Here is an 18,828-nt window from a genome sequence, read left to right on the forward strand (position 1 = left end):
TGCCGGAATGGCCTTCCAACCGTGTTGACGAACTCCTGCCATGGAACGTAGCACTCACCAATAAATAAGCGTCAATACGGTGCTCCGTTGACGCTTACGCAGCCAGGCTCTGCCATCCTGAACGTTTGGCTGACCAGTATGTTGAAGCGTACCGTAGTGGCTGCCGTACCTATGCCATTTGATAAGTGGTACAGCGCCAGTGGCTACGAAACAACCCAGGACGGCCCAACTGGTTCGCTGAATATAAGTGTTGGAGCAAAAATTTTGTATGAGGCGGTGCAGGGAGACAAATCACCAATCCCACAGGCGGTTGATCTGTTTGCTGGGAAACCACAGCAGGAGGTTGTGTTGGCTGCGCTGGAAGATACCTGGGAGACTCTTTCCAAACGCTATGGCAATAATGTGAGTAACTGGAAAACACCTGCAATGGCCTTAACGTTCCGGGCAAATAATTTCTTTGATGTACCGCAGGCCGCAGCAGAAGAAACGCGTCATCAGGCGGAGTATCAAAACCGTGGAACAGAAAACGATATGATTGTTTTCTCACCAACGACAAGCGATCGTCCGGTGCTTGCCTGGGATGTGGTCGCACCCGGTCAGAGTGGGTTTATTGCTCCCGATGGAACAGTTGATCAGCACTATGAAGATCAGCTGAAAATGTACGAAAATTTTGGTCGTAAGTCGCTCTGGTTAACGAAGCAGGATGTGGAGGCGCATAAGGAGTCGTAGGAAGTGTTGCACGTTCAGAGATAATTAAGCCCGAATGCCCTCATATTCTGGAGGAATATGAGGGTGATAAAGTCTCAGGTATTGTGATGTTGGAGGGCTGGTTACTTTTTGAGTCCCGCAAACGCCGCCCGAATCTCATCCTCCGGCAACTGAATCCCGATAAACACCATCGTGCTATGCGGTTTTTCATCGCCCCACGGGCGGTCCCAGTCGGCGCTGTAGAGGCGCTGGACGCCCTGGAACAGCAGGCGGTTAGGTTCGCCGTCAATCCACAGCATCCCTTTGTAACGCAGCAGTTTATCCGCCGATTCCAGCAGCAGGTTTTCCATCACCCGGGAAACTTCGCTGATATCTACCGGGTAATCCAGTTCCACCACAATCGACGAAATATCGTTTTGTTTGTCCGCGATAAAGTGGAAACGCGGTTTGGTGCTGACGACGTTTTCTTCCAGCATAAAACCGTTGGTGTTGAACAGAAGGCCCAGGTCGATATCGCCGTGGGTAACGGTGTAGACCGGTGCGCGGGCGTTGATGCGCGCCAGGCGTTCACGCAGTTTCTCTGCTTCGCCTGCGACGTCGGTTTTCGTCAGCAGAATACGGTCGGCGTAGCCAACCTGGGACTGGGCGATGGTGAACTGGTTCATCTGCTCATCGGCATGTACCGCATCCACCAGCGCAATCACCCCGTCCAGCAGGTAGCGCTGGCATAAAATCTCATGGGAGAAGAAGGTCTGAATAATCGGGCCGGGATCGGCCATGCCGGTGCATTCAATGACCAGACGGTCGAACTGAATATTGCCCTTGTCGAGATTATCCAGCAGGTCGAGTAGTGCGTCTTCCAGCTCGTTGGAGCGCGAACAGCAGATGCAGCCGTTGGTCAGCGTTTTGATCTGCGTGGCGCGGTCGCCAATCAGTTGATCATCAACGGAGACTTCGCCGAATTCGTTTTCAATCACGGCAATCTTGTAGCCGTGTTGTTCGTTAAGAATATGGCGCAGCAGGGTGGTTTTGCCCGCGCCTAAAAAACCGGTGAGTAGGGTAACTGCAATCGGGTTCATGCTCTCTCCATTAACAACAGCGCATACCGCCTTTACCATCGCCGCCGTAGCGCGCGTTCTGGCGTTCGCGGAAGAATTCTTCATAGCTCATGTACGGCTTGTCGGGATGGTTGGTCTTCATATGCTCGACGTAGTTGTCGTAGTCTGGAATGCCAATCAACATCTTCGCCGCCTGGCCGAGATATTTTTTTGCCTGTCCTAAGTTACCAAACATTTTGCCTTCCAGATATGCGTAAAGCCCGGAAGGTCCGGGCTAGGGATTTGCCGGATGCGGCGTAAACGCCTTATCCGGCCTACGATAGACACTTTGTAGGCCGATACGCGCAGCGCATCCGGCAACCGGTTAGTGGTGCGAAGAGATCTTCACGCCGCCTTCCGGGATTGGAACGTACGGAGTTTCTTTGTCAGTACGTTTGTCGCTGTTACGCACCGCAAGCCAGGTTTTGAAACCGTAGAAGATGATGCTGTACACCACAATCAGGAACAGAATACTCAGGCCTGCGTTGGTGTAGTTGTTCACAACGATGTGGTTCATGTTGGCAATCTGCTGCGCCGTCAGGTCAGTACCGTTAGCAATCTTCTCTTTGTACTGGCTTGCCATGTAGAAGAAGCCTTCCATCTGCGGGTTGGTGCTGAACAGTTTCAGACCCAGCGCCCAGGTGGTGCAGATAAGCAGCCATACAGCCGGAACAACAGTTACCCAGATGTATTGGGTGCGCTTCATCTTAATCAGCACAACGGTGCCCAGTACCAGCGCTACGGCTGCCAGCATCTGGTTGGAAATACCGAACAGCGGCCACAGGCTCTTAACGCCGCCCAGCGGATCGACCACGCCCTGATACAGCAGGTAGCCCCACAGACCCACACAGCCCGCAGTACCGATGATACCGGCAACCAGAGAGTCGGTTTTTTTCAGGAACGGGATGAAGTTACCCAGCAGGTCTTGCAGCATAAAGCGGCCAGAACGAGTACCCGCATCCAGCGCGGTCAGGATGAACAGGGCTTCGAACAGAATACCGAAGTGATACCAGAAGCCCATGTCAGCCATCGGCAGCACTTTGTGGAACACGTGAGCGATACCTACCGCCAGCGTCGGCGCGCCACCTGCACGGTTCAGGACAGAAGGCTCACCAATGTCTTTCGCGGTTTGCAGGATCTGCTCTGGCGAAATCACGAAGCCCCAGGAGCTGACGGTCGCCGCCGCGTGTGCGGTAACGTCTTTCAGCTGCGCCATGATGATCGGCGCGTTCTCGCCACCCATTTCATGCAGGTTAGGCATGGTGATGCCAAGGCCAGCAGGCGGGGTATTCATCGCGAAGTAAAGACCCGGTTCGATGATGGACGCAGCAACCAGCGCCATAATCGCCACGAAGGATTCCATCAGCATTGCGCCGTAGCCAATGAAACGCGCGTCGGTTTCGTTAGCCAGCAATTTCGGCGTCGTACCGGAAGAGATCAGCGCGTGGAAGCCAGATACCGCACCACAGGCGATGGTGATGAACAGGAACGGGAACAGAGCGCCTTTCCACAGCGGGCCAGTACCGTCAATGTACTGGGTCATTGCAGGCATTTTCAGTTCCGGGTTCAGTACCACGATACCCAGCGCCAGGCCGACGATAACGCCGATTTTCAGGAAGGTTGCCAGATAGTCGCGCGGTGCGAGGATCAGCCACACCGGCAGCAGTGCGGAAACAAACGCATAGCCAATCAGCGCGAAGGTAATGGTGGTGTCTTTAAAGGTCAGTGCCGGACCCCAGTACGGATCGTGAGCAATCACGCCACCGAAATAGATAGAGGCAACCAGCAGCACGATACCAATAACAGAAACTTCACCTACACGCCCCGGACGGATAAAGCGCATGTAGATACCCATAAACAGCGCAATCGGTACGGTTGAGCAAACGGTGAAGACACCCCACGGACTTTCGGCCAGGGCTTTAACCACAATCAGCGCCAGAACGGCGAGGATGATGATCATGATTAAGAAACAGCCAAACAGCGCGATAGTCCCCGGTACTGGTCCCATCTCTTCTTTGATCATCTCACCGAGAGATGCGCCGTTACGGCGAGAGGAGATAAACAGCACCATAAAGTCCTGAACCGCACCGGCCAGTACTACCCCCGCCAGCAGCCACAGCGTGCCAGGCAGGTAGCCCATCTGCGCGGCGAGCACCGGACCAACCAGCGGACCGGCACCGGCGATAGCGGCGAAGTGGTGACCAAACAACACGTAACGGTTGGTCGGAACGTAGTTCAGACCGTCGTTGTTAATAACCGCAGGCGTCGCGCGCGTGGGGTCGAGTTTCATCACCTTCTGGGCGATGTACAGACTGTAGTAGCGATACGCCACCAGATACACCGACACAGAGGCGACCACGATCCACAGGGCGCTGACGTGCTCCCCCCGACGTAATGCAACTACCGCGAGGCAGAATGCACCGATGATTCCGAGAATCACCCAGGGTATGTGCTTGAATAGTTTTTTCGTATCCATAGTAAAACCTGGCATTTTACTCGTCGTCTTTTGGCTTACAGGTGCGGCAGCTGCGTTCGTTCACCTCTGTCACTTACTGTTGTAAGCTCCCGGGGATTCACTCACTTGCTGCCTTCCTGCAAACCAAAATTCATAGAGTAATTTGTTAATCATAGGCCGAAGCCGTTCTAGGTTTGCGTTGCGTTTGAGGAGGTAAATTGACCGCTATCCTGCAGTGATGTTGCCAGAGTTACGCGCGCGTAAAGTAAGGTAAATAACTGAGTGGTTATTTTAGGGACGTAAGCGGTCAGGAATGGCGGTGAGCGGTTGGGCAAGAATTATTCATCGGGTGGATATGTGATTGAGATCACAATAAAAATGCCCCTTCGACGAATACGTGAAGGGGCTGGAGCTTAAATCGCAGCTTCCATTTCCAGCATCACTGGATGGAAACGGCGTTTAAAGTAGATAAGTCCGTGACCTTCTGCACTGAGGATGATGTTTTTAATCTCCACCAGATACACCAGATGTGTGCCAATTGCCTGCACATCGCGGATCTCACCTTCAAGACTGGCCAGCGAACCTTTCAGCACCGGCTGCGCCAGCGGACCTTTTTGCCTGCATGAGAGGCTAAAACGCTCTTCCATCGCCATGCCTGTCATGCCCGCGAAGTGGCGTGCCATCAGTTCCTGCTCATGGTTGAGGACGTTGACGCACAACTTACCGTTGCCCTGAAAAACCGGGTTCATCGCACTGTTGGCGTTAATGCACACCATCAGCGATGGTGGTGTATCCGTGACCGAGCAGACGGCCGTTGCCGTAATCCCGCATTGTCCGGCGTCGCCCTCGGTGGTGATAATATTTACCGCTGCCGACAGGCTGGCCATCGCGTCACGAAAGCGCAGGCGCTGTTCATCTAATTGCATCTTAACCTCCTGCTGCGTTATTTCAGCAGCTTATCCAGCATGTTGATATCGTCGTTGTTGTGCAAGTGCGGCACAGTCCAGCCGTTCTGGTCGTATTCCGACAGGCAGCGATCAACCATCGCCATCATCTTGTCCATATTGCCGGAGCTTTGTGCCTGGCGCAGACACTGCAGGCGAATCTCATCCTGGCTACCGGAGTAGTTGATTTCATACAGTTCGTGGCGACCACCAAACTCGCTGCCAATGGCGTCCCACATCAGTTTGAGGATCTTGATGTGCTGGACGTGATCCATACCATTCGAACCGCGCACATACTTCGCCAGATACTGGTCGATCTGCGGATTGTTCAGGTCACGGGCACTGGAAGGGAGATAGATCAGGCCACTGGTAACGTTGCGTTCGATAATGTTTTTGATCTTCGCGTAGGCCATTGGTGCCAGTACGCGATAGGTTTGCAGTGCGGCATGATCCGGTAAATAAGCCCCGTTGACCCACGGCGTCGCTTCAGAACACATCGAGTCACTCAATGCCCAGAAGGTGTTGCGCCACGCCACCACTTCACCGAGATCGGCCTGTACACCACGGAACTCCAGGGTGCCGGTACATTCGAGTGATTTTTTCAGCAGTGCTGTAATGAAGTCTAATTTCACTGCCAGGCGCACACAGGCTTGCAGCGGATACATACGGGCAAAACCGCCTTCCATTGTCCAGCGACGGCAGCGATCGAAATCGCGGTAGATCAGTACGTTTTCCCATGGGATCAGCACGTTATCCATCACCAGAATCGCATCGTTCTCATCGAAGCGGCTGGAGAGCGGGTAGTCGTATGGCGAGCCGGTAGCACCCGCGACCATCTCATAAGAGGCGCGAGAGATTAATTTTACGCCATCGGCATCCATTGGCGCAACGAACATCAGTGCGAAGTCCGGGTTTTCGCCCATCACTTGTGCCGAGCCGAAGCCAATCATGTTGTAGTGAGTCAGCGCCGAGTTGGTGGCAACCACTTTCGCACCGCTGACGATAATCCCGGCGTCAGTCTCTTTTTCCAGCTTGATGTAAACGTCTTTTACTTTATCGGTCGGCAAATGACGATCGATCGGTGGGTTAACAATCGCGTGGTTAAAGTAGAGGCCAGTTTCCTGAATACGGGTGTACCAGTTACGGGCGTTCTGCTCGAACTGACCGTAAAAGCCCGGATTCGCGCCCAGTGCGCAACCGAAAGCAGCTTTGTAGTCTGGGGTACGGCCCATCCAGCCATAGCTCAGGCGTGACCACTCAGCGATGGCATCGCGTTGCTGGCGCAGGTCGTTGGCACTTTTCGCCACGCGGAAGAATTTATGGGTATAGCCGCCGCTGCCGGTGTCGGTGTTCCAGCACAGAGAGTCCTGCATCTCCGGTTTGTGTAGCGCGTCGTACAGTTGGGCAACAGACGCTGCCGCATTACGAAATGCCGGATGAGTAGTGACGTCTTTCACTCGCTCGCCATAGATATAGATCTCGCGACCATCCTGCAGGCTTTTCAGATACTCTTCCCCGGTGAACGGACGTTGGGTACTGGCGCGGAAATCTTCTGGTTTCATGTCGACCTCTACAGTATTAATCGGAATACGATTGTTAATTTTGTGTGTTGTTTTTGTTATTCAATTAAAGCTTGCAGGGGCGATTACGGGAAGAGACTTTTGGGACAATGGCTGGTACTTTTCAGGTCGGGTACGGTTTTGTGATCGAGGTCGCTTTTAGCGATTTTTGACGTTACTAAATCCCCTTGCTCTAGGCGGAGAAAGGGGAATAGCAGGTGGTGCCTGGTTTCCCGTTAAGGCTAAGGGATTTTCACGTCACAGGTACTTTTTTGGCGCGATAAGCACTGGGCGAGCAACCGACTAAGCGATTAAAAAAGCGCGCAAAATAAGCCGGATCCTTAAAACCGAGTTGCCAGGCAATATTGTTCACGGCGTTATCAGAAAACAGCAGCAGCCGCTTGGCTTCTCGCAGCTGCCTGTCGAAAATCAACCGTTTTGGCGGACGGTTGGCAAAGCGACGGCAGATGTCCGTGAGTCGTGATTCGGTGATATGCAGTTCGTTAGCGTAATCCGGTACTGTCCAGTGCTGATGAAAATGGCTTTCAATCAGCATATTAAAACGCTGGAACAGTTTTAATTCTCCGCGCATCCCGCTGGCGGCATGGTCGTCGAGTTTTGCGTTACGCAGCAGTAGGGTGAACACTGCCTGTGCCAGTAACGTCAGGGTGTGTTCCCGTCCAGGCAGTTGTTCCACCGATTCCCGCTCTATCAGTTGCCAATAGTGTTCCAGCGCCGCCAGTTCGTCGGGTTTATCTGCCAGTGACAGGCCCCCGGCAGGCCGAAGGTTTCCCGAGTGCCCGGATAAAGAACTTCCAGCAGGGGCCAGATCAGATCTTCCCGTACCGTCAACACATGACCGTCGGCGTCAGACTCCGTAATAAACGCATGAGGTACTGACGGCGGCGTCAGGACAAACAGGGGCGCTTCCACCGAGTAGCGATGATCGTCAAGCTGTAGCTCAATCTGTCCGCTATTGAGGAAATGCATCTGAAAGTACTGTTCGTGGCGATGTGGCAGCATATGGCGGCCAAAAAATGCCGCCATGCGGGCGAACGACTGATAATGCACATCGTCCGTGCCCAGGCTTTCATCGTACTCTTTGCTGATATCAATATTGGCAATCTGACGGTCACACATCGTCGTTCCTTACGGGGTCGCTCGCGGACGGGAGGACTGCATTGGAATCGCCCAGATAATCCCCGCACCAATCACCAGCAGCGCGGCAACAAACCACAATCCACTGTTAAAGCTGCCGGTCAAATCTTTCAACCAGCCGATCATAAACGGACTTAACGCTGAACCAATGTTGCCAGTGGCGTTGATCACCGCAATACCGATCGCTCGTGCCCGCAGGCTGATGGACTGATCCGGTGTTGTCCAGAAAATCGCCATTGCGCTGAATGATCCGGTCGAAGCCATAATGATCCCCAGCATCTGGATCATGTTGTGATCAGTTGCCGAAGCCAGTAACCAACCTGCGGCAGCGAACAAATAAGGAAGGGCGGTGTGATGCCTTCGTTCCTGGCGGCGATCTGAGTGACGGCTCCAGTAGACCATCCCGAGAATGGTACAAATCTGCGGTACGGCGGCCAGCAGGCCGATGGTGATATTACTGCTGCCCTGATTAAAACTTTGCAGGATCTGCGGTGTCCAGATGCTGATCGCACTAAGTGTGTTGGTCAGGCAGAAATACGCCAGGGTATACATCATCACCACCGGAGTGAAGATCTCCCGCCACATACTGCGTTGTTGCATGGCGTGGTGGCTGATGGCTCCCTCTGGCTGAACCAGCGTCAGACGATCGTTATCCATCATCTCTTGCAGGCATTTTTTGTCTTCTTTCGTCAGCCACTTAGCTTTGTCCGGTGAGTCATCAAGCCAGAACCACACCATGACGCCGAGTAATACCGACGGGAAGCCTTCCAGCAAAAACAGCCACTGCCAGCCTTTTAATGCCATGACGCCATCCAGCGACAAAATGTAGCCGGAAACGATCGAGCCCAACGCTGTCGTTACCGGCATTGCTACCATAAACAAGGCGTTGGCACGGGCGCGGAAATAGGCCGGAAACCAGAAGGTTAAATACAGCAGAATACCAGGCAGAAAGCCGGCTTCGGTAATGCCAACCAGTATACGCAGTACGTACAAGCTGGTGGGGCCAGTGGCAAACATGGTGGCAGTAGAGGCGATGCCCCAGAGCACCATGATGGTGGCGATCCAGCGCCGCGCACCGACAATACTCAGCATAATGTTGCTGGGAATGCCGAAGATGACATAAGCGGCATAGAACAGGGTGGTAGCGAGGCCAAACATGGTGGCGCTCAGACCGAGGTCGCGTCCCATCGTGAGTCCGGCAAAGCCGATGTTGATGCGATCAAGGAACGAGAAGATAAACAGCACGAACAGAAAGACGATCAGGCGGCGAAATAGCTTCTTAATAACCGCCTGTTGTCCGGCAGTCAGCGCTTTATGCTGATTCGCCGGATCGATACTCTCCGGTATGGCAGGTGAGGTGTCGCTCATTTTTCTTCCTCTAATGGGATTTTTGTAGGGTACGACAAGGTTTATGGCGGATGCGGCGTAACGCCTTATCCGGTCCGCGATTTGGTACGGCTTTTTGCCGGATGCGGCGTAAACGCCTTATCCGGCCTACGGTTTGGTGCGAGTGTAGGCCGGATAAGTGCAGCGCATCCGGCATTAATACACGCCGGGCTTCACGGCGGTGGCCTGCGCACCAAACCGTGCTGCCAGCGCTTCAGCGGCGCGGGCGAGCAGGGTGGTGTCAACGCCGACGGCGACAAACAGCGCGCCCAGTTCCAGATAGCGTTTTGCCAGTTGCTCATTGGCGATCAGGATCCCCGGCGCTTTGCCCGATTCACGGATCTGCACGATCGCCTGCTCAATGGCGGCCTGTACTTCCGGGTGCTGCGGATTACCGGCATAACCCATATCGGCGCTCAGATCCGCCGGGCCGATAAACACGCCGTCGACGCCTTCCACGTCCAGAATCTGCGGTAAGTTCTTCATTGCCTCACGCGTTTCGATCTGCACCAGCACGCACATTTGATCGTTGGCTTTTTGCAGGTAATCAGGAATACGATTCCAGCGCGAGGCGCGGGCCAGCGCACTGCCCACACCGCGAATACCGGCGGGGGGATAACGGGTGGCGCGTACCGCTTCACGGGCTTCGTCAGCGTTTTGTACCATCGGCACCAGCAAGGTTTGTGTGCCGACGTCCAGCAGTTGTTTGATTTGCACCGGATCGTTCCACGACGGACGTACTACCGGCTGGCTGGGGTAGGGCGCAATCGCCTGTAGCTGGGTGAGCACGGTTTGCACGTTATTCGGCGCGTGCTCACCGTCGCTCAACAACCAGTCGAATCCTGCTCCGGCCAGTAACTCTGCGCTGTAGCTGCTACTCAGCCCCAGCCATAATCCGATCTGCGGACGGCCTGCTTTCAGCGCCGCTTTAAAGCTGTTTTCCATCGTTCTCTCCTTAAACAAAGCGGCAGCTAATGGAACCCATGTTGCCGTAATCGACGTGGAAGGTGTCGCCCTTACGCGCCGGAACCGGGCGGGTGAACGAACCACCGAGAATGATTTGCCCGGCTTCCAGTTGTACGTCATACGGTGCGAGTTTGTTCGCCAGCCAGGCCACGCCGTTTGCCGGATGATTCAGCACGCCAGCGGCGACGCCGGTTTCTTCAATCACGCCATTGCGATACATCAGGGCGGAGATCCAACGCAGATCCAGTTCGTCTGGTTTGATCGGACGACCACCGAGGATCACCCCGGCGTTGGCGGCGTTATCAGAAATGGTGTCGAACACTTTGCGCGGGCGCTGGGTTTCCGGATCGATGTTGTGGCAGCGAGCGTCGATCAGCTCCAGCGCGGGATCACGTAGTCCGTGGCGTTGTAGACGTCGAACAGCGTGCAGTTTGGCCCACGCAGCGGTTTTGCCAGCACGAAAGCCAGCTCCACTTCAATGCGCGGCACGATAAAGCGATCGGTCGGGATATCGCTGCCATCGTGGAAGAACATGTCATCCAGCAGGGCACCGTAATCTGGTTCGCTGATCTGCGAGCTGGCCTGCATTGCTTTTGAGGTCAGACCGATTTTGTGGCCTTTCAGCGTACGGCCTTCGGCGATTTTCAGGCGAACCCATTCGCGCTGCACCGCGTAAGCGTCTTCGATGGTGATCTCTGGGTAATCCAGCGAGATCGCGCGGATCTGTTCGCGCTGTTTTTCTGCCTGATCCAGACGCTGGGCGATCAGGGTGTGGGTGTGTTTATCGAACATAGCGATATCCTGTGGCATTGCCGGATGCGGCTGCGCCTTATCCGGCCTACGGTGTACGGTTTGGGGTTTTGTAGGCCCGGTAAGCGCAGCGCCACCGGGCAATCTGCGCGCTACTTAAACAATGCGTGCACGTTGTTTTGTTTAAAATTCAGCGTCGGATGCAGCTCTTCAATCTCAAACGACAACGCCAGCAGGCGGCTCTCCATCAGGGCGGCGAAGTGCGTTTTAATCAGTTCAAACAGCATTTCACCCGCCTGCTGACGGCTTTCCAGGCTGCGACCTGCGCCGATTTTCAACGTCATATGCACGAAGGCATAATCACGCTGCCCGTCGGCCATCTGCCAGGTATCGACCCAATGCACGCGGCTGCGAATACCCGCCAGCGGAAAAATACCCGTGGCTGCCAGCGTCGGATTCACTTTGGCGAACAACCCCGGCAGGTCGGCTTCTTCGCGGATGTTGTCACTGCATTCAACGATAAAGTGCGGCATAAAACGTCCTTACGCGGGAAGCGGGAAAACAGCGTTAACCTGACCGGTGCCAGAGCTTGGGAATAGCTCGGTGATAAACTCCACCTTGCCGTCGTATTTATCCCAGCCGAGCATCCCCAGCAGCATCACCGTGTCGTGCATATTGCCTTCGCCGTAGCAGTAGTCGGCGTACTCCGGCAGCATATTGCAGAACTCTTTGAACTGGCCTTCGCGCCACAACTTCACCACGCGCTCGTCCATCTGGCGGTCGAACTCGCGGGTGTAGCTGTTCATCCCTTCTTCTGCACGCTGATCGTCAATAAAGCGGTGCGATAACGAACCGCTGGCAAGGACCGCCACGGTGCCGTCGTACTGTTCGATCGCTTTCAGAATCGCTTCGCCCAGCTTGCGGCTGTCGGCAAAATCGTGAACCGTGCAGAAAGCCGAAATGGAGACCACTTTGAAGTGCTTGTCTTCATTCATGTAGCGCATCGGCACCAGCGTGCCGTATTCCAGTTTCAGGCTGGGAATGTTGTGCGCTTTTGCCCGCACGCCGAGCTTTAAGGCTTCATCGGCAATAAGCTGCCCCAACTCCGGGTTGCCCTCGTAGTTGTAGGTCATATCGCGGATAAAATGCGGCAGCTCGTTGCTGGTGTAGACGCCTTCAAAATGGTCTGCACAGTTGATGTGATAAGCACTGTTGACCAGCCAGTGGGTATCGAAAACGATAATGGTATCGACGCCCATTTCCCGGCAACGCTTGCTGATCTCTTTATGCCCGTCGATCGCGCCCTGGCGGCAACCGTGGTTTTTCCCTGGCAGTTCAGAGAGATACATCGACGGTACGTGCGTGATCTTGGCGGCTAACGCTAACTTACCCATATCAGACTCCCCATTTCGGAATTGGATGGTCGCCCATGGAAATGCAGACGTTCTTCATTTCCGCGAACACTTCGAAGCTGTACTCACCGCCTTCACGCCCGGTGCCGGAGGCTTTTACGCCGCCAAATGGCTGGCGCAGGTCACGCACGTTCTGGGTGTTGACGAACACCATGCCAGCTTCAATGCCACGCGCCAGGCGTAACACTTTGCTGACATCCTGTGTCCAGATGTACGACGCGAGGCCGTACTCCACGTCGTTTGCCAGGCGTAAGCCTTCAGCTTCGTCTTTAAACGGCAGCAGGCAGGCGACCGGCCCGAAAATCTCTTCTTGGGCGACTCGCATACGGTTATCAACGTCTGCCAGCACCGTTGGGCGCAGGAAGTTGCCGCCTTTCAGGTGTGCAGGCAGGTCAGACGGTTTATCCGGGCCGCCCGCCAGCAGGGTGGCGCCTTCTTCAATGCCGAGACGGATATAGCCGGAGACTTTTTCCCAGTGCTGCTGGCTGATAAGCGCGCCAACCTGGGTATTCGGATCGTTCGGATCGCCCACGCGCAGACGGTTGGCGCGTTCGGCAAAGCGTTTAACGAATTCCGGGTAGATGCTTTGCTGAATAAAGATGCGTGAACCGGCGGTGCAGCGTTCGCCGTTGATCGAGAAGATGGTGAACAGGGCGGCGTCCAGCGCGCGTTCAATATCGGCATCTTCAAAAATCAGCACCGGCGATTTACCGCCCAGTTCCATGGAGTATTTTTTCAGCCCGGCGTTTTTCATGATGTTGCGCCCGGTGGCCGTACCGCCGGTGAACGACACGGCACGTACGTCATGATCACGAACCAGCGCATCCCCTGCGGTTGCGCCGTAGCCCTGTACCACGTTCAGCACGCCTGCCGGAATACCGGCTTCCAGCGCCAGCTCACCCAGGCGGTCAGCGGTCAGCGGGGAGAGTTCCGACATTTTCAGTACCGCGGTATTGCCCAGCGCCAGACACGGCGCGACCTTCCATGTGGCGGTCATAAACGGTACGTTCCACGGCGATACCAGCGCACAAACGCCCACCGGCTGCACCAGCGTGTAGTTGAGCATCTTGTCGTCAACCGGATAGGTCTTGCCGTTCATCTGCTGGCAGACTTCCGCGAAAAATTCAAAGTTGTGGGAAGCGCGTGGGATCAACACATTTTTGGTCTGATGGATCGGCAGGCCGGTGTCCGCGGTTTCCATCGCGGCGATCTCTGGCACGTTCTGGTCGATCAGATCGCCCAGACGGCGCATCAGGCGCGCACGCTCTTTCATCGGCAGATTGGCCCATTTCGGGAACGCCTCTTTCGCTGCCGCTACCGCCTGATTGATCTCCGCTTCACCGCCAGAGGCCACATCCGCCAGCACTTCACCCGTTGCCGGATTGGTGGTCTGGAAGTAGTCGTTACCTGCAACATTTTTGCCGTTGATCCAATGATTTACTTTTTTCATTTCGCTGTATCCTCACTCACAATTCGGTTCACCAGGCGGCCCACGCCTTCTACTTCCACCACTACTTCATCGCCAGGCACCACGTCAGATAAGCCTTTGGGTGTGCCGGTGGCGATCATGTCGCCCGGATTCAGGGTCATAAATTCACTTAAGTAGGCGATCAGGAAGGGCACGCTGAAGATCAGATCGGCGGTGGTGCCTTGCTGGCGTAACTCGCCGTTGACGAAGGTGCGAAGGGTCAGATTATGCGGGTCCGGGATCGCCTCTTTCGGCACGATGGTTGAAAGCATCGGCGTCAGTCCGTCGCGGCTTTTTACCCGCAGGTTAGGGCGGTAGCAGTTTTCCAGATAGTCACGAATGGCGTAGTCGTTACACACGGTGTAGCCCGCGACATAATCCATGGCATCGGCTTCGCTGACGTTACGCGCCTGTTTGCCAATAACTACCACCAGCTCCGCTTCATAGTGCATGTATTCAATATTGTTTGGACGCACGGAGGTCTGGTTATCGCCAGTGAGGGTATTTGGCGCTTTCAGGAATACCAGCGGTTCTTCCGGTGGCTTAAATTCCAGTTCGCTGGCGTGGTCGGCGTAGTTCAGGCCGAGGGCAAACAGCGTGCCGTGCGGGTGTGGCTGCGTTGGGAAGCTCTTGCGCGTGGTCACTTCACGTTCGTCCACTACCGGATTTTCCAGCGGCGGGAAACCTTCTGCGAGAACACGAACGCGATCGCCTGGCTGTATTTCCACGCGCGCCTGTGGCGTGCCGAGCAGAATGGCGTCGCCTGGATTCAGCGTGGCAAATTCGCTCAGGGCGCTCAGCAACTGCGCGGCGTTACGTTGTAAATCGGCGGTATTCCAGTGATCGGCAGGACGCCCGTTGATCTCGGTATAGATGGTCAGATTATCGACATTGCTGAGAGCCACGGTTTCGCCAATGGGGCAGAATCCATCACGACATTTTGCTTTGATTGCCGGGCGGTAAAAGCTCTCTTCCGGCAGGCTGACGTCGTTAGCCAGCGCATATCCGGCGATGTACTCTGCCGCATCTTCTTCACGTACTTTCGTCGCCGTTTTTCCCACAATCAGCGCAACAGTCGCACCGCTCAGTACCTTTTCACCCTGTGGAAAGGGAATCGGTTCACCGCAACCAATCACCGTATTGCGCGGTTTAATAAACCAGACCGCAGTTTTAGGCGGGGCTTTGTAGGGGGATTGCTGGAACGCTTCCTGCCATGCATCAAGTTGGCTGCGATGGTTCAACGCTACGGCGAAGATAGTGCCTTTCATTACCACTCCTCGGATTCGATTATCTTAATCATTAATATGTTAATGATTGCTTTTATTCCCGATTGCGTAGTTTGGCAAAAGTAAGTGATGTAAATGTGATCTAATTAACAAACTATTTACATTTAAAGATAATAAAATATTAAATATCAGTAAGTTAATAAAATATCATCAATTTTGATAAAATCAGGAATTGCAGGGGCAGCGCAGTCCCGGTAACGTGACGATTAACTGTTTCTATATTAATGATTTTGAATTTTTCAGGGGAAAGATAATGCACGACTCACTAACCATTGCGTTGCTCCAGGCGCGAGAAGCGGCGATGAGTTATTTTCGCCCAATCGTTAAACGGCATAATTTGACTGAGCAACAGTGGCGCATCGTGCGTATTCTGGCGGAAAGCCCATCAATGGATTTTCACGATCTGGCGTATCGCGCCTGCATTTTGCGCCCAAGCCTGACCGGGATTCTCACGCGGATGGAACGCGACGGTTTAGTGTTGCGATTAAAGCCGATCAATGATCAGCGGAAGCTCTATATCTCGCTAACCAAAGAGGGGCAGGCGCTGTATAACCGCGCTCAGACACAGATTGAAGAAGCCTATCGGCAGATTGAAGCTCAGTTTACTGCCGAGAAAATGCAACAGTTAACCCATCTGTTAGAGGAATTTATTGCTCTGGGCAATTCCCGACAAGAAGCCATCCCGGGCGATAATGAATAACTTTTTAGTATCTGATAACCAGCGCCTGGTTTTTCCATGGATGGCGGGTTACACCTTTTCATAAAGTTTTTGCTTTCCAAGCCGAAAATCTTGCATCGGTCCACAGGAAAGAGAAACCATGTTAAAACGTATCAAGATCGTGACCAGCTTACTGCTGGTTTTGGCCGTTTTTGGCCTTTTACAACTGACATCAGGCGGTCTGTTCTTTAATGCCTTAAAGAATGACAAAGAAAATTTCACTGTTTTACAAACCATTCGCCAGCAGCAATCCACGCTGAATGGCAGCTGGGTCGCGTTGTTGCAGACGCGTAACACCCTCAACCGCGCGGGTATCCGCTACATGATGGATCAGAATAATATTGGTAGCGGTTCAACCGTTGCTGAGCTGATGCAGAGTGCCAGTATTTCGCTGAAACAGGCGGAAAAAAACTGGGCGGATTACGAAGCGTTGCCGCGTGACCCGCGTCAGAGCACCGCCGCAGCGGCAGAGATCAAACGTAATTACGATATTTATCACAATGCGCTGGCGGAGCTGATCCAACTGTTAGGTGCAGGCAAAATCAACGAGTTCTTTGATCAGCCGACCCAGGGATATCAGGACGGTTTCGAGAAGCAGTATGTGGCTTACATGGAGCAAAACGATCGGCTCTATGATATCGCCGTCAGCGATAACAATGCCTCCTACAGCCAGGCGATGTGGATTCTGGTGGGCGTGATGATCGTCGTACTGGCGGTCATCTTCGCCGTCTGGTTCGGTATTAAAGCCTCGCTGGTAGCGCCAATGAATCGCCTGATTGACAGCATTCGTCATATTGCAGGCGGCGATCTGGTGAAACCGATTGAGGTGGATGGCTCTAATGAGATGGGGCAACTGGCAGAGAGTTTGCGCCATATGCAGGGAGAGCTGATGCGTACCGTCGGTGATGTGCGCAACGGGGCCAATGCCATCTATAGCGGTGCCAGCGAAATCGCCACCGGCAATAACGATCTCTCTTCGCGCACCGAGCAACAGGCCGCTTCGCTGGAAGAGACGGCAGCCAGCATGGAGCAACTGACCGCAACGGTGAAGCAGAACGCCGAAAATGCGCGCCAGGCCAGCCATCTGGCGTTAAGTGCTTCTGAAACGGCGCAACGCGGCGGCAAAGTGGTAGATAACGTGGTGCAGACTATGCGCGATATCTCCACCAGTTCGCAGAAAATCGCCGATATTATCAGCGTAATTGACGGCATTGCCTTCCAGACCAATATTCTGGCTTTGAACGCGGCGGTTGAGGCTGCGCGTGCGGGTGAGCAAGGGCGCGGTTTTGCGGTGGTCGCGGGAGAAGTGCGTAATCTGGCCCAGCGCAGCGCCCAGGCGGCTCGTGAAATTAAAAGCCTGATTGAAGACTCGGTGGGGAAAGTGGATGTTGGCTCTACGCTGGTCGAAAGCGCCGGGGAAACAATGGCGGAGATTGTCAGCGCCGTGACCCGCGTGACGGACATTATGGGCGAAATTGCTTCTGCTTCTGATGAGCAGAGCCGTGGTATCGATCAGGTTGGCTTAGCGGTTGCTGAGATGGACCGGGTAACTCAACAGAACGCCGCGCTGGTGGAAGAGTCTGCCGCTGCCGCCGCCGCGCTGGAAGAGCAGGCCAGTCGCCTGACCGAAGCAGTGGCAGTGTTCCGGATTCAGCAACAGCAGCGTGAAACATCGGCTGTGGTAAAAACCGTGACGCCAGCTGCGCCGCGTAAAATGGCCGTGGCAGATAGCGAGGAGAACTGGGAAACATTTTAATCGCCATGAAAATGCCCGATAAGCAAAATGTTATCGGGCATAAGGAGATTAATCTTTACGTGGGTCGTTGATCGGCTGACGAACCAGGAAGATGTACGCCAGTGCCCCCGCTGCGGTGACGCAACCGCAGATGATTAGTGCCAGACGGAATGAGTGGGTGGTATCAACAATAAAACCAGTAATGATCGGCGCAAAAGAGGCGCAGATGAAGCTGGCAAAGTTCTGGATACTGCCCACCGACGCAGTCATGCGAGAAGCAACTGCGACGTGGATCAAGCCCCGGCAGGATGTTCCGGCAAAGTGAATACAGAACAGTGCCATGCCAATCAGCAGAACCGCCGTCATGGATGTTGTCGCTTGTGGTACTATCAGCGTAAAGGCGGCAGAACAGAACATCCCGGCAATAATGCAGATCTTACGGCTTTTAATCGGAGCCATTCCCCCTTTGACCAGCCAGTCGGTAACGTAACCGTTGACCAGCATCCCGGCAGCCCCAAACAGGAAAGGGATAGCCGTCATCAACCCTGTGCTTTTTAAATCCAGGTTATAGGCTGTTTGCAGGTAACCAGGAAGCCAGGCCAGATACAGCCACGCAGTGTAGTTGATGCCACTGAATCCGAGCATCATTCCCCACATTGTACGGTTACGGAACAGGCTGCGCCATTCGGCAAAACTGAGCGGATCTCGGCGGGCATTGACGCTACCTGCATTGAGATAAGCTTGCTCAACGGCAGTCAGTTCTACGTGCTCGCGGTTGCGATAGAGCATATACCAGCCGATGGCGAGAAAAATCCCCAGTACACCAATGGTAATAAACATCCCGCGCCAGCCCATCACCAGCATCATCGCCGCCAGAATCGGTGGGCTTACGGCAACGCCAATGGTAGAAGCTGCGTTGAAGAAGCCCATCGGGCGTCCGCGCTCTTTGATGTTGAACCAGTCGTTGGTAATGCTGCCAACTTACTGATTTAGTGTATGATGGTGATTTTAAGGTGCTTGCGTGGCTTCCATTTCCATCAGATGTCCTTCCTGCTCCGCTACTGAAGGCGTGGTGCGTAACGGCAAAAGCACTGCCGGACATCAGCGCTATCTCTGCTCTCATTGCCGTAAAACATGGCAACTACAGTTCACTTACACCGCCTCTCAGCCCGGTACGCACCAGAAA

General features: G+C 54.3%; 15 protein-coding genes and 4 pseudogenes. 5 read left to right on the plus strand and 14 right to left on the minus strand.

The features are described from left to right. Positions 1–68, plus strand: a 68-nt coding sequence (locus BHE85_RS28545) for a hypothetical protein (RefSeq protein ID WP_371261907.1), incomplete at its 5' end; no start/stop codon positions are given. A gap of 22 nt (positions 69–90) precedes the next feature. After that, positions 91–729, plus strand: a pseudogene (locus tag BHE85_RS23520) (penicillin acylase family protein); the annotation flags it as partial. Positions 730–830: 101 nt separating this feature from the next. Here the strand turns inward: BHE85_RS23520 and yjiA are convergent. The 13 genes and pseudogenes from yjiA to hpaG form a co-directional block, all read right to left on the minus strand. Next, positions 831–1,787, minus strand: a complete 957-nt coding sequence (yjiA, locus tag BHE85_RS23525; protein ID WP_001324160.1) for a GTPase — start codon at positions 1,785–1,787, stop codon at positions 831–833. Between the two features lie 10 nt (positions 1,788–1,797). Next, complete coding sequence (locus BHE85_RS23530) at positions 1,798–2,001, minus strand: YbdD/YjiX family protein (RefSeq protein WP_000467859.1); 204 nt, start codon at positions 1,999–2,001, stop codon at positions 1,798–1,800. Positions 2,002–2,130: 129 nt separating this feature from the next. Further along, on the minus strand, positions 2,131–4,281 hold the full coding sequence (gene btsT, locus BHE85_RS23535; RefSeq protein WP_001298933.1) for a pyruvate/proton symporter BtsT: 2,151 nt from the start codon (positions 4,279–4,281) through the stop codon (positions 2,131–2,133). 392 nt (positions 4,282–4,673) lie between these two features. After that, entirely contained in the window at positions 4,674–5,186 is a 513-nt protein-coding gene (locus BHE85_RS23540; RefSeq protein ID WP_039064357.1) for a 4-hydroxyphenylacetate 3-monooxygenase reductase subunit, read from the minus strand. 17 nt (positions 5,187–5,203) lie between these two features. Then, positions 5,204–6,766, minus strand: a complete 1,563-nt coding sequence (gene hpaB, locus BHE85_RS23545) for a 4-hydroxyphenylacetate 3-monooxygenase, oxygenase component (protein WP_000801483.1) — start codon at positions 6,764–6,766, stop codon at positions 5,204–5,206. Between the two features lie 250 nt (positions 6,767–7,016). Continuing rightward, positions 7,017–7,903: pseudogene (hpaA, locus tag BHE85_RS23550) on the minus strand (4-hydroxyphenylacetate catabolism regulatory protein HpaA). Between the two features lie 9 nt (positions 7,904–7,912). Beyond that, on the minus strand, positions 7,913–9,289 hold the full coding sequence (hpaX, locus tag BHE85_RS23555; RefSeq protein WP_001285769.1) for a 4-hydroxyphenylacetate permease: 1,377 nt from the start codon (positions 9,287–9,289) through the stop codon (positions 7,913–7,915). Positions 9,290–9,463: 174 nt separating this feature from the next. Beyond that, complete coding sequence (gene hpaI, locus BHE85_RS23560; protein WP_000431714.1) at positions 9,464–10,252, minus strand: 4-hydroxy-2-oxoheptanedioate aldolase; 789 nt, start codon at positions 10,250–10,252, stop codon at positions 9,464–9,466. Positions 10,253–10,262: 10 nt separating this feature from the next. Further along, positions 10,263–11,065 (minus strand): annotated as a pseudogene (hpaH, locus tag BHE85_RS23565) (2-oxo-hept-4-ene-1,7-dioate hydratase). 110 nt (positions 11,066–11,175) lie between these two features. Beyond that, complete coding sequence (locus tag BHE85_RS23570) at positions 11,176–11,556, minus strand: 5-carboxymethyl-2-hydroxymuconate Delta-isomerase (protein WP_001119864.1); 381 nt, start codon at positions 11,554–11,556, stop codon at positions 11,176–11,178. 9 nt (positions 11,557–11,565) lie between these two features. Next, entirely contained in the window at positions 11,566–12,417 is an 852-nt protein-coding gene (gene hpaD / locus BHE85_RS23575; protein WP_000516990.1) for a 3,4-dihydroxyphenylacetate 2,3-dioxygenase, read from the minus strand. Between the two features lies 1 nt (position 12,418). Further along, a complete protein-coding gene (hpaE, locus tag BHE85_RS23580) occupies positions 12,419–13,885 on the minus strand; it encodes a 5-carboxymethyl-2-hydroxymuconate semialdehyde dehydrogenase (protein WP_000757507.1) in 1,467 nt (488 codons plus the stop codon). After that, complete coding sequence (hpaG, locus tag BHE85_RS23585; protein WP_039064358.1) at positions 13,882–15,171, minus strand: 4-hydroxyphenylacetate degradation bifunctional isomerase/decarboxylase; 1,290 nt, start codon at positions 15,169–15,171, stop codon at positions 13,882–13,884. Before hpaG ends, hpaE begins: the two co-directional genes overlap by 4 nt. 271 nt (positions 15,172–15,442) lie before the next feature. On the opposite strand from hpaG, the gene hpaR reads away from it, so the two are divergent. Next, positions 15,443–15,889 (plus strand): homoprotocatechuate degradation operon regulator HpaR, encoded by a 447-nt coding sequence (gene hpaR, locus BHE85_RS23590; protein WP_000543915.1) that lies wholly within the window; start codon positions 15,443–15,445, stop codon positions 15,887–15,889. A gap of 118 nt (positions 15,890–16,007) precedes the next feature. Then, the gene (gene tsr / locus BHE85_RS23595) at positions 16,008–17,663 is read left to right on the plus strand and encodes a methyl-accepting chemotaxis protein (RefSeq protein WP_000919572.1); all 1,656 of its coding nucleotides are present in this window, start codon (positions 16,008–16,010) and stop codon (positions 17,661–17,663) included. A 48-nt stretch (positions 17,664–17,711) separates the two neighbouring features. On the opposite strand, the pseudogene BHE85_RS23600 reads toward tsr, so the two are convergent. After that, positions 17,712–18,614: pseudogene (locus tag BHE85_RS23600) on the minus strand (MFS transporter); the annotation flags it as partial. 49 nt (positions 18,615–18,663) lie between these two features. On the opposite strand from BHE85_RS23600, the gene BHE85_RS23605 reads away from it, so the two are divergent. Then, a partial coding sequence (locus tag BHE85_RS23605; RefSeq protein ID WP_047664789.1) for an IS1 family transposase occupies positions 18,664–18,828 on the plus strand: 165 nt, incomplete at its 3' end.

Origin of the sequence: Shigella sp. FC1567 (genome assembly GCF_001743015.1) — a bacterium.
Classification (GTDB): Bacteria; Pseudomonadota; Gammaproteobacteria; order Enterobacterales; family Enterobacteriaceae; genus Escherichia; species Escherichia coli.

Bases quoted from the DNA above. Each gene is read 5' to 3' on its own strand.
- BHE85_RS23570 (WP_001119864.1), bottom strand. From the start codon at position 11,556: ATGCCGCACTTTATCGTTGAATGCAGTGACAACATCCGCGAAGAAGCC.
- hpaX (WP_001285769.1), bottom strand. From the start codon at position 9,289: ATGAGCGACACCTCACCTGCCATACCGGAGAGTATCGATCCGGCGAAT.
- btsT (WP_001298933.1), bottom strand. From the start codon at position 4,281: ATGGATACGAAAAAACTATTCAAGCACATACCCTGGGTGATTCTCGGA.
- tsr (WP_000919572.1), top strand. From the start codon at position 16,008: ATGTTAAAACGTATCAAGATCGTGACCAGCTTACTGCTGGTTTTGGCC.
- hpaE (WP_000757507.1), bottom strand. From the start codon at position 13,885: ATGAAAAAAGTAAATCATTGGATCAACGGCAAAAATGTTGCAGGTAAC.
- BHE85_RS23530 (WP_000467859.1), bottom strand. From the start codon at position 2,001: ATGTTTGGTAACTTAGGACAGGCAAAAAAATATCTCGGCCAGGCGGCG.
- BHE85_RS23540 (WP_039064357.1), bottom strand. From the start codon at position 5,186: ATGCAATTAGATGAACAGCGCCTGCGCTTTCGTGACGCGATGGCCAGC.
- hpaG (WP_039064358.1), bottom strand. From the start codon at position 15,171: ATGAAAGGCACTATCTTCGCCGTAGCGTTGAACCATCGCAGCCAACTT.
- hpaB (WP_000801483.1), bottom strand. From the start codon at position 6,766: ATGAAACCAGAAGATTTCCGCGCCAGTACCCAACGTCCGTTCACCGGG.
- hpaD (WP_000516990.1), bottom strand. From the start codon at position 12,417: ATGGGTAAGTTAGCGTTAGCCGCCAAGATCACGCACGTACCGTCGATG.
- yjiA (WP_001324160.1), bottom strand. From the start codon at position 1,787: ATGAACCCGATTGCAGTTACCCTACTCACCGGTTTTTTAGGCGCGGGC.
- hpaR (WP_000543915.1), top strand. From the start codon at position 15,443: ATGCACGACTCACTAACCATTGCGTTGCTCCAGGCGCGAGAAGCGGCG.
- hpaI (WP_000431714.1), bottom strand. From the start codon at position 10,252: ATGGAAAACAGCTTTAAAGCGGCGCTGAAAGCAGGCCGTCCGCAGATC.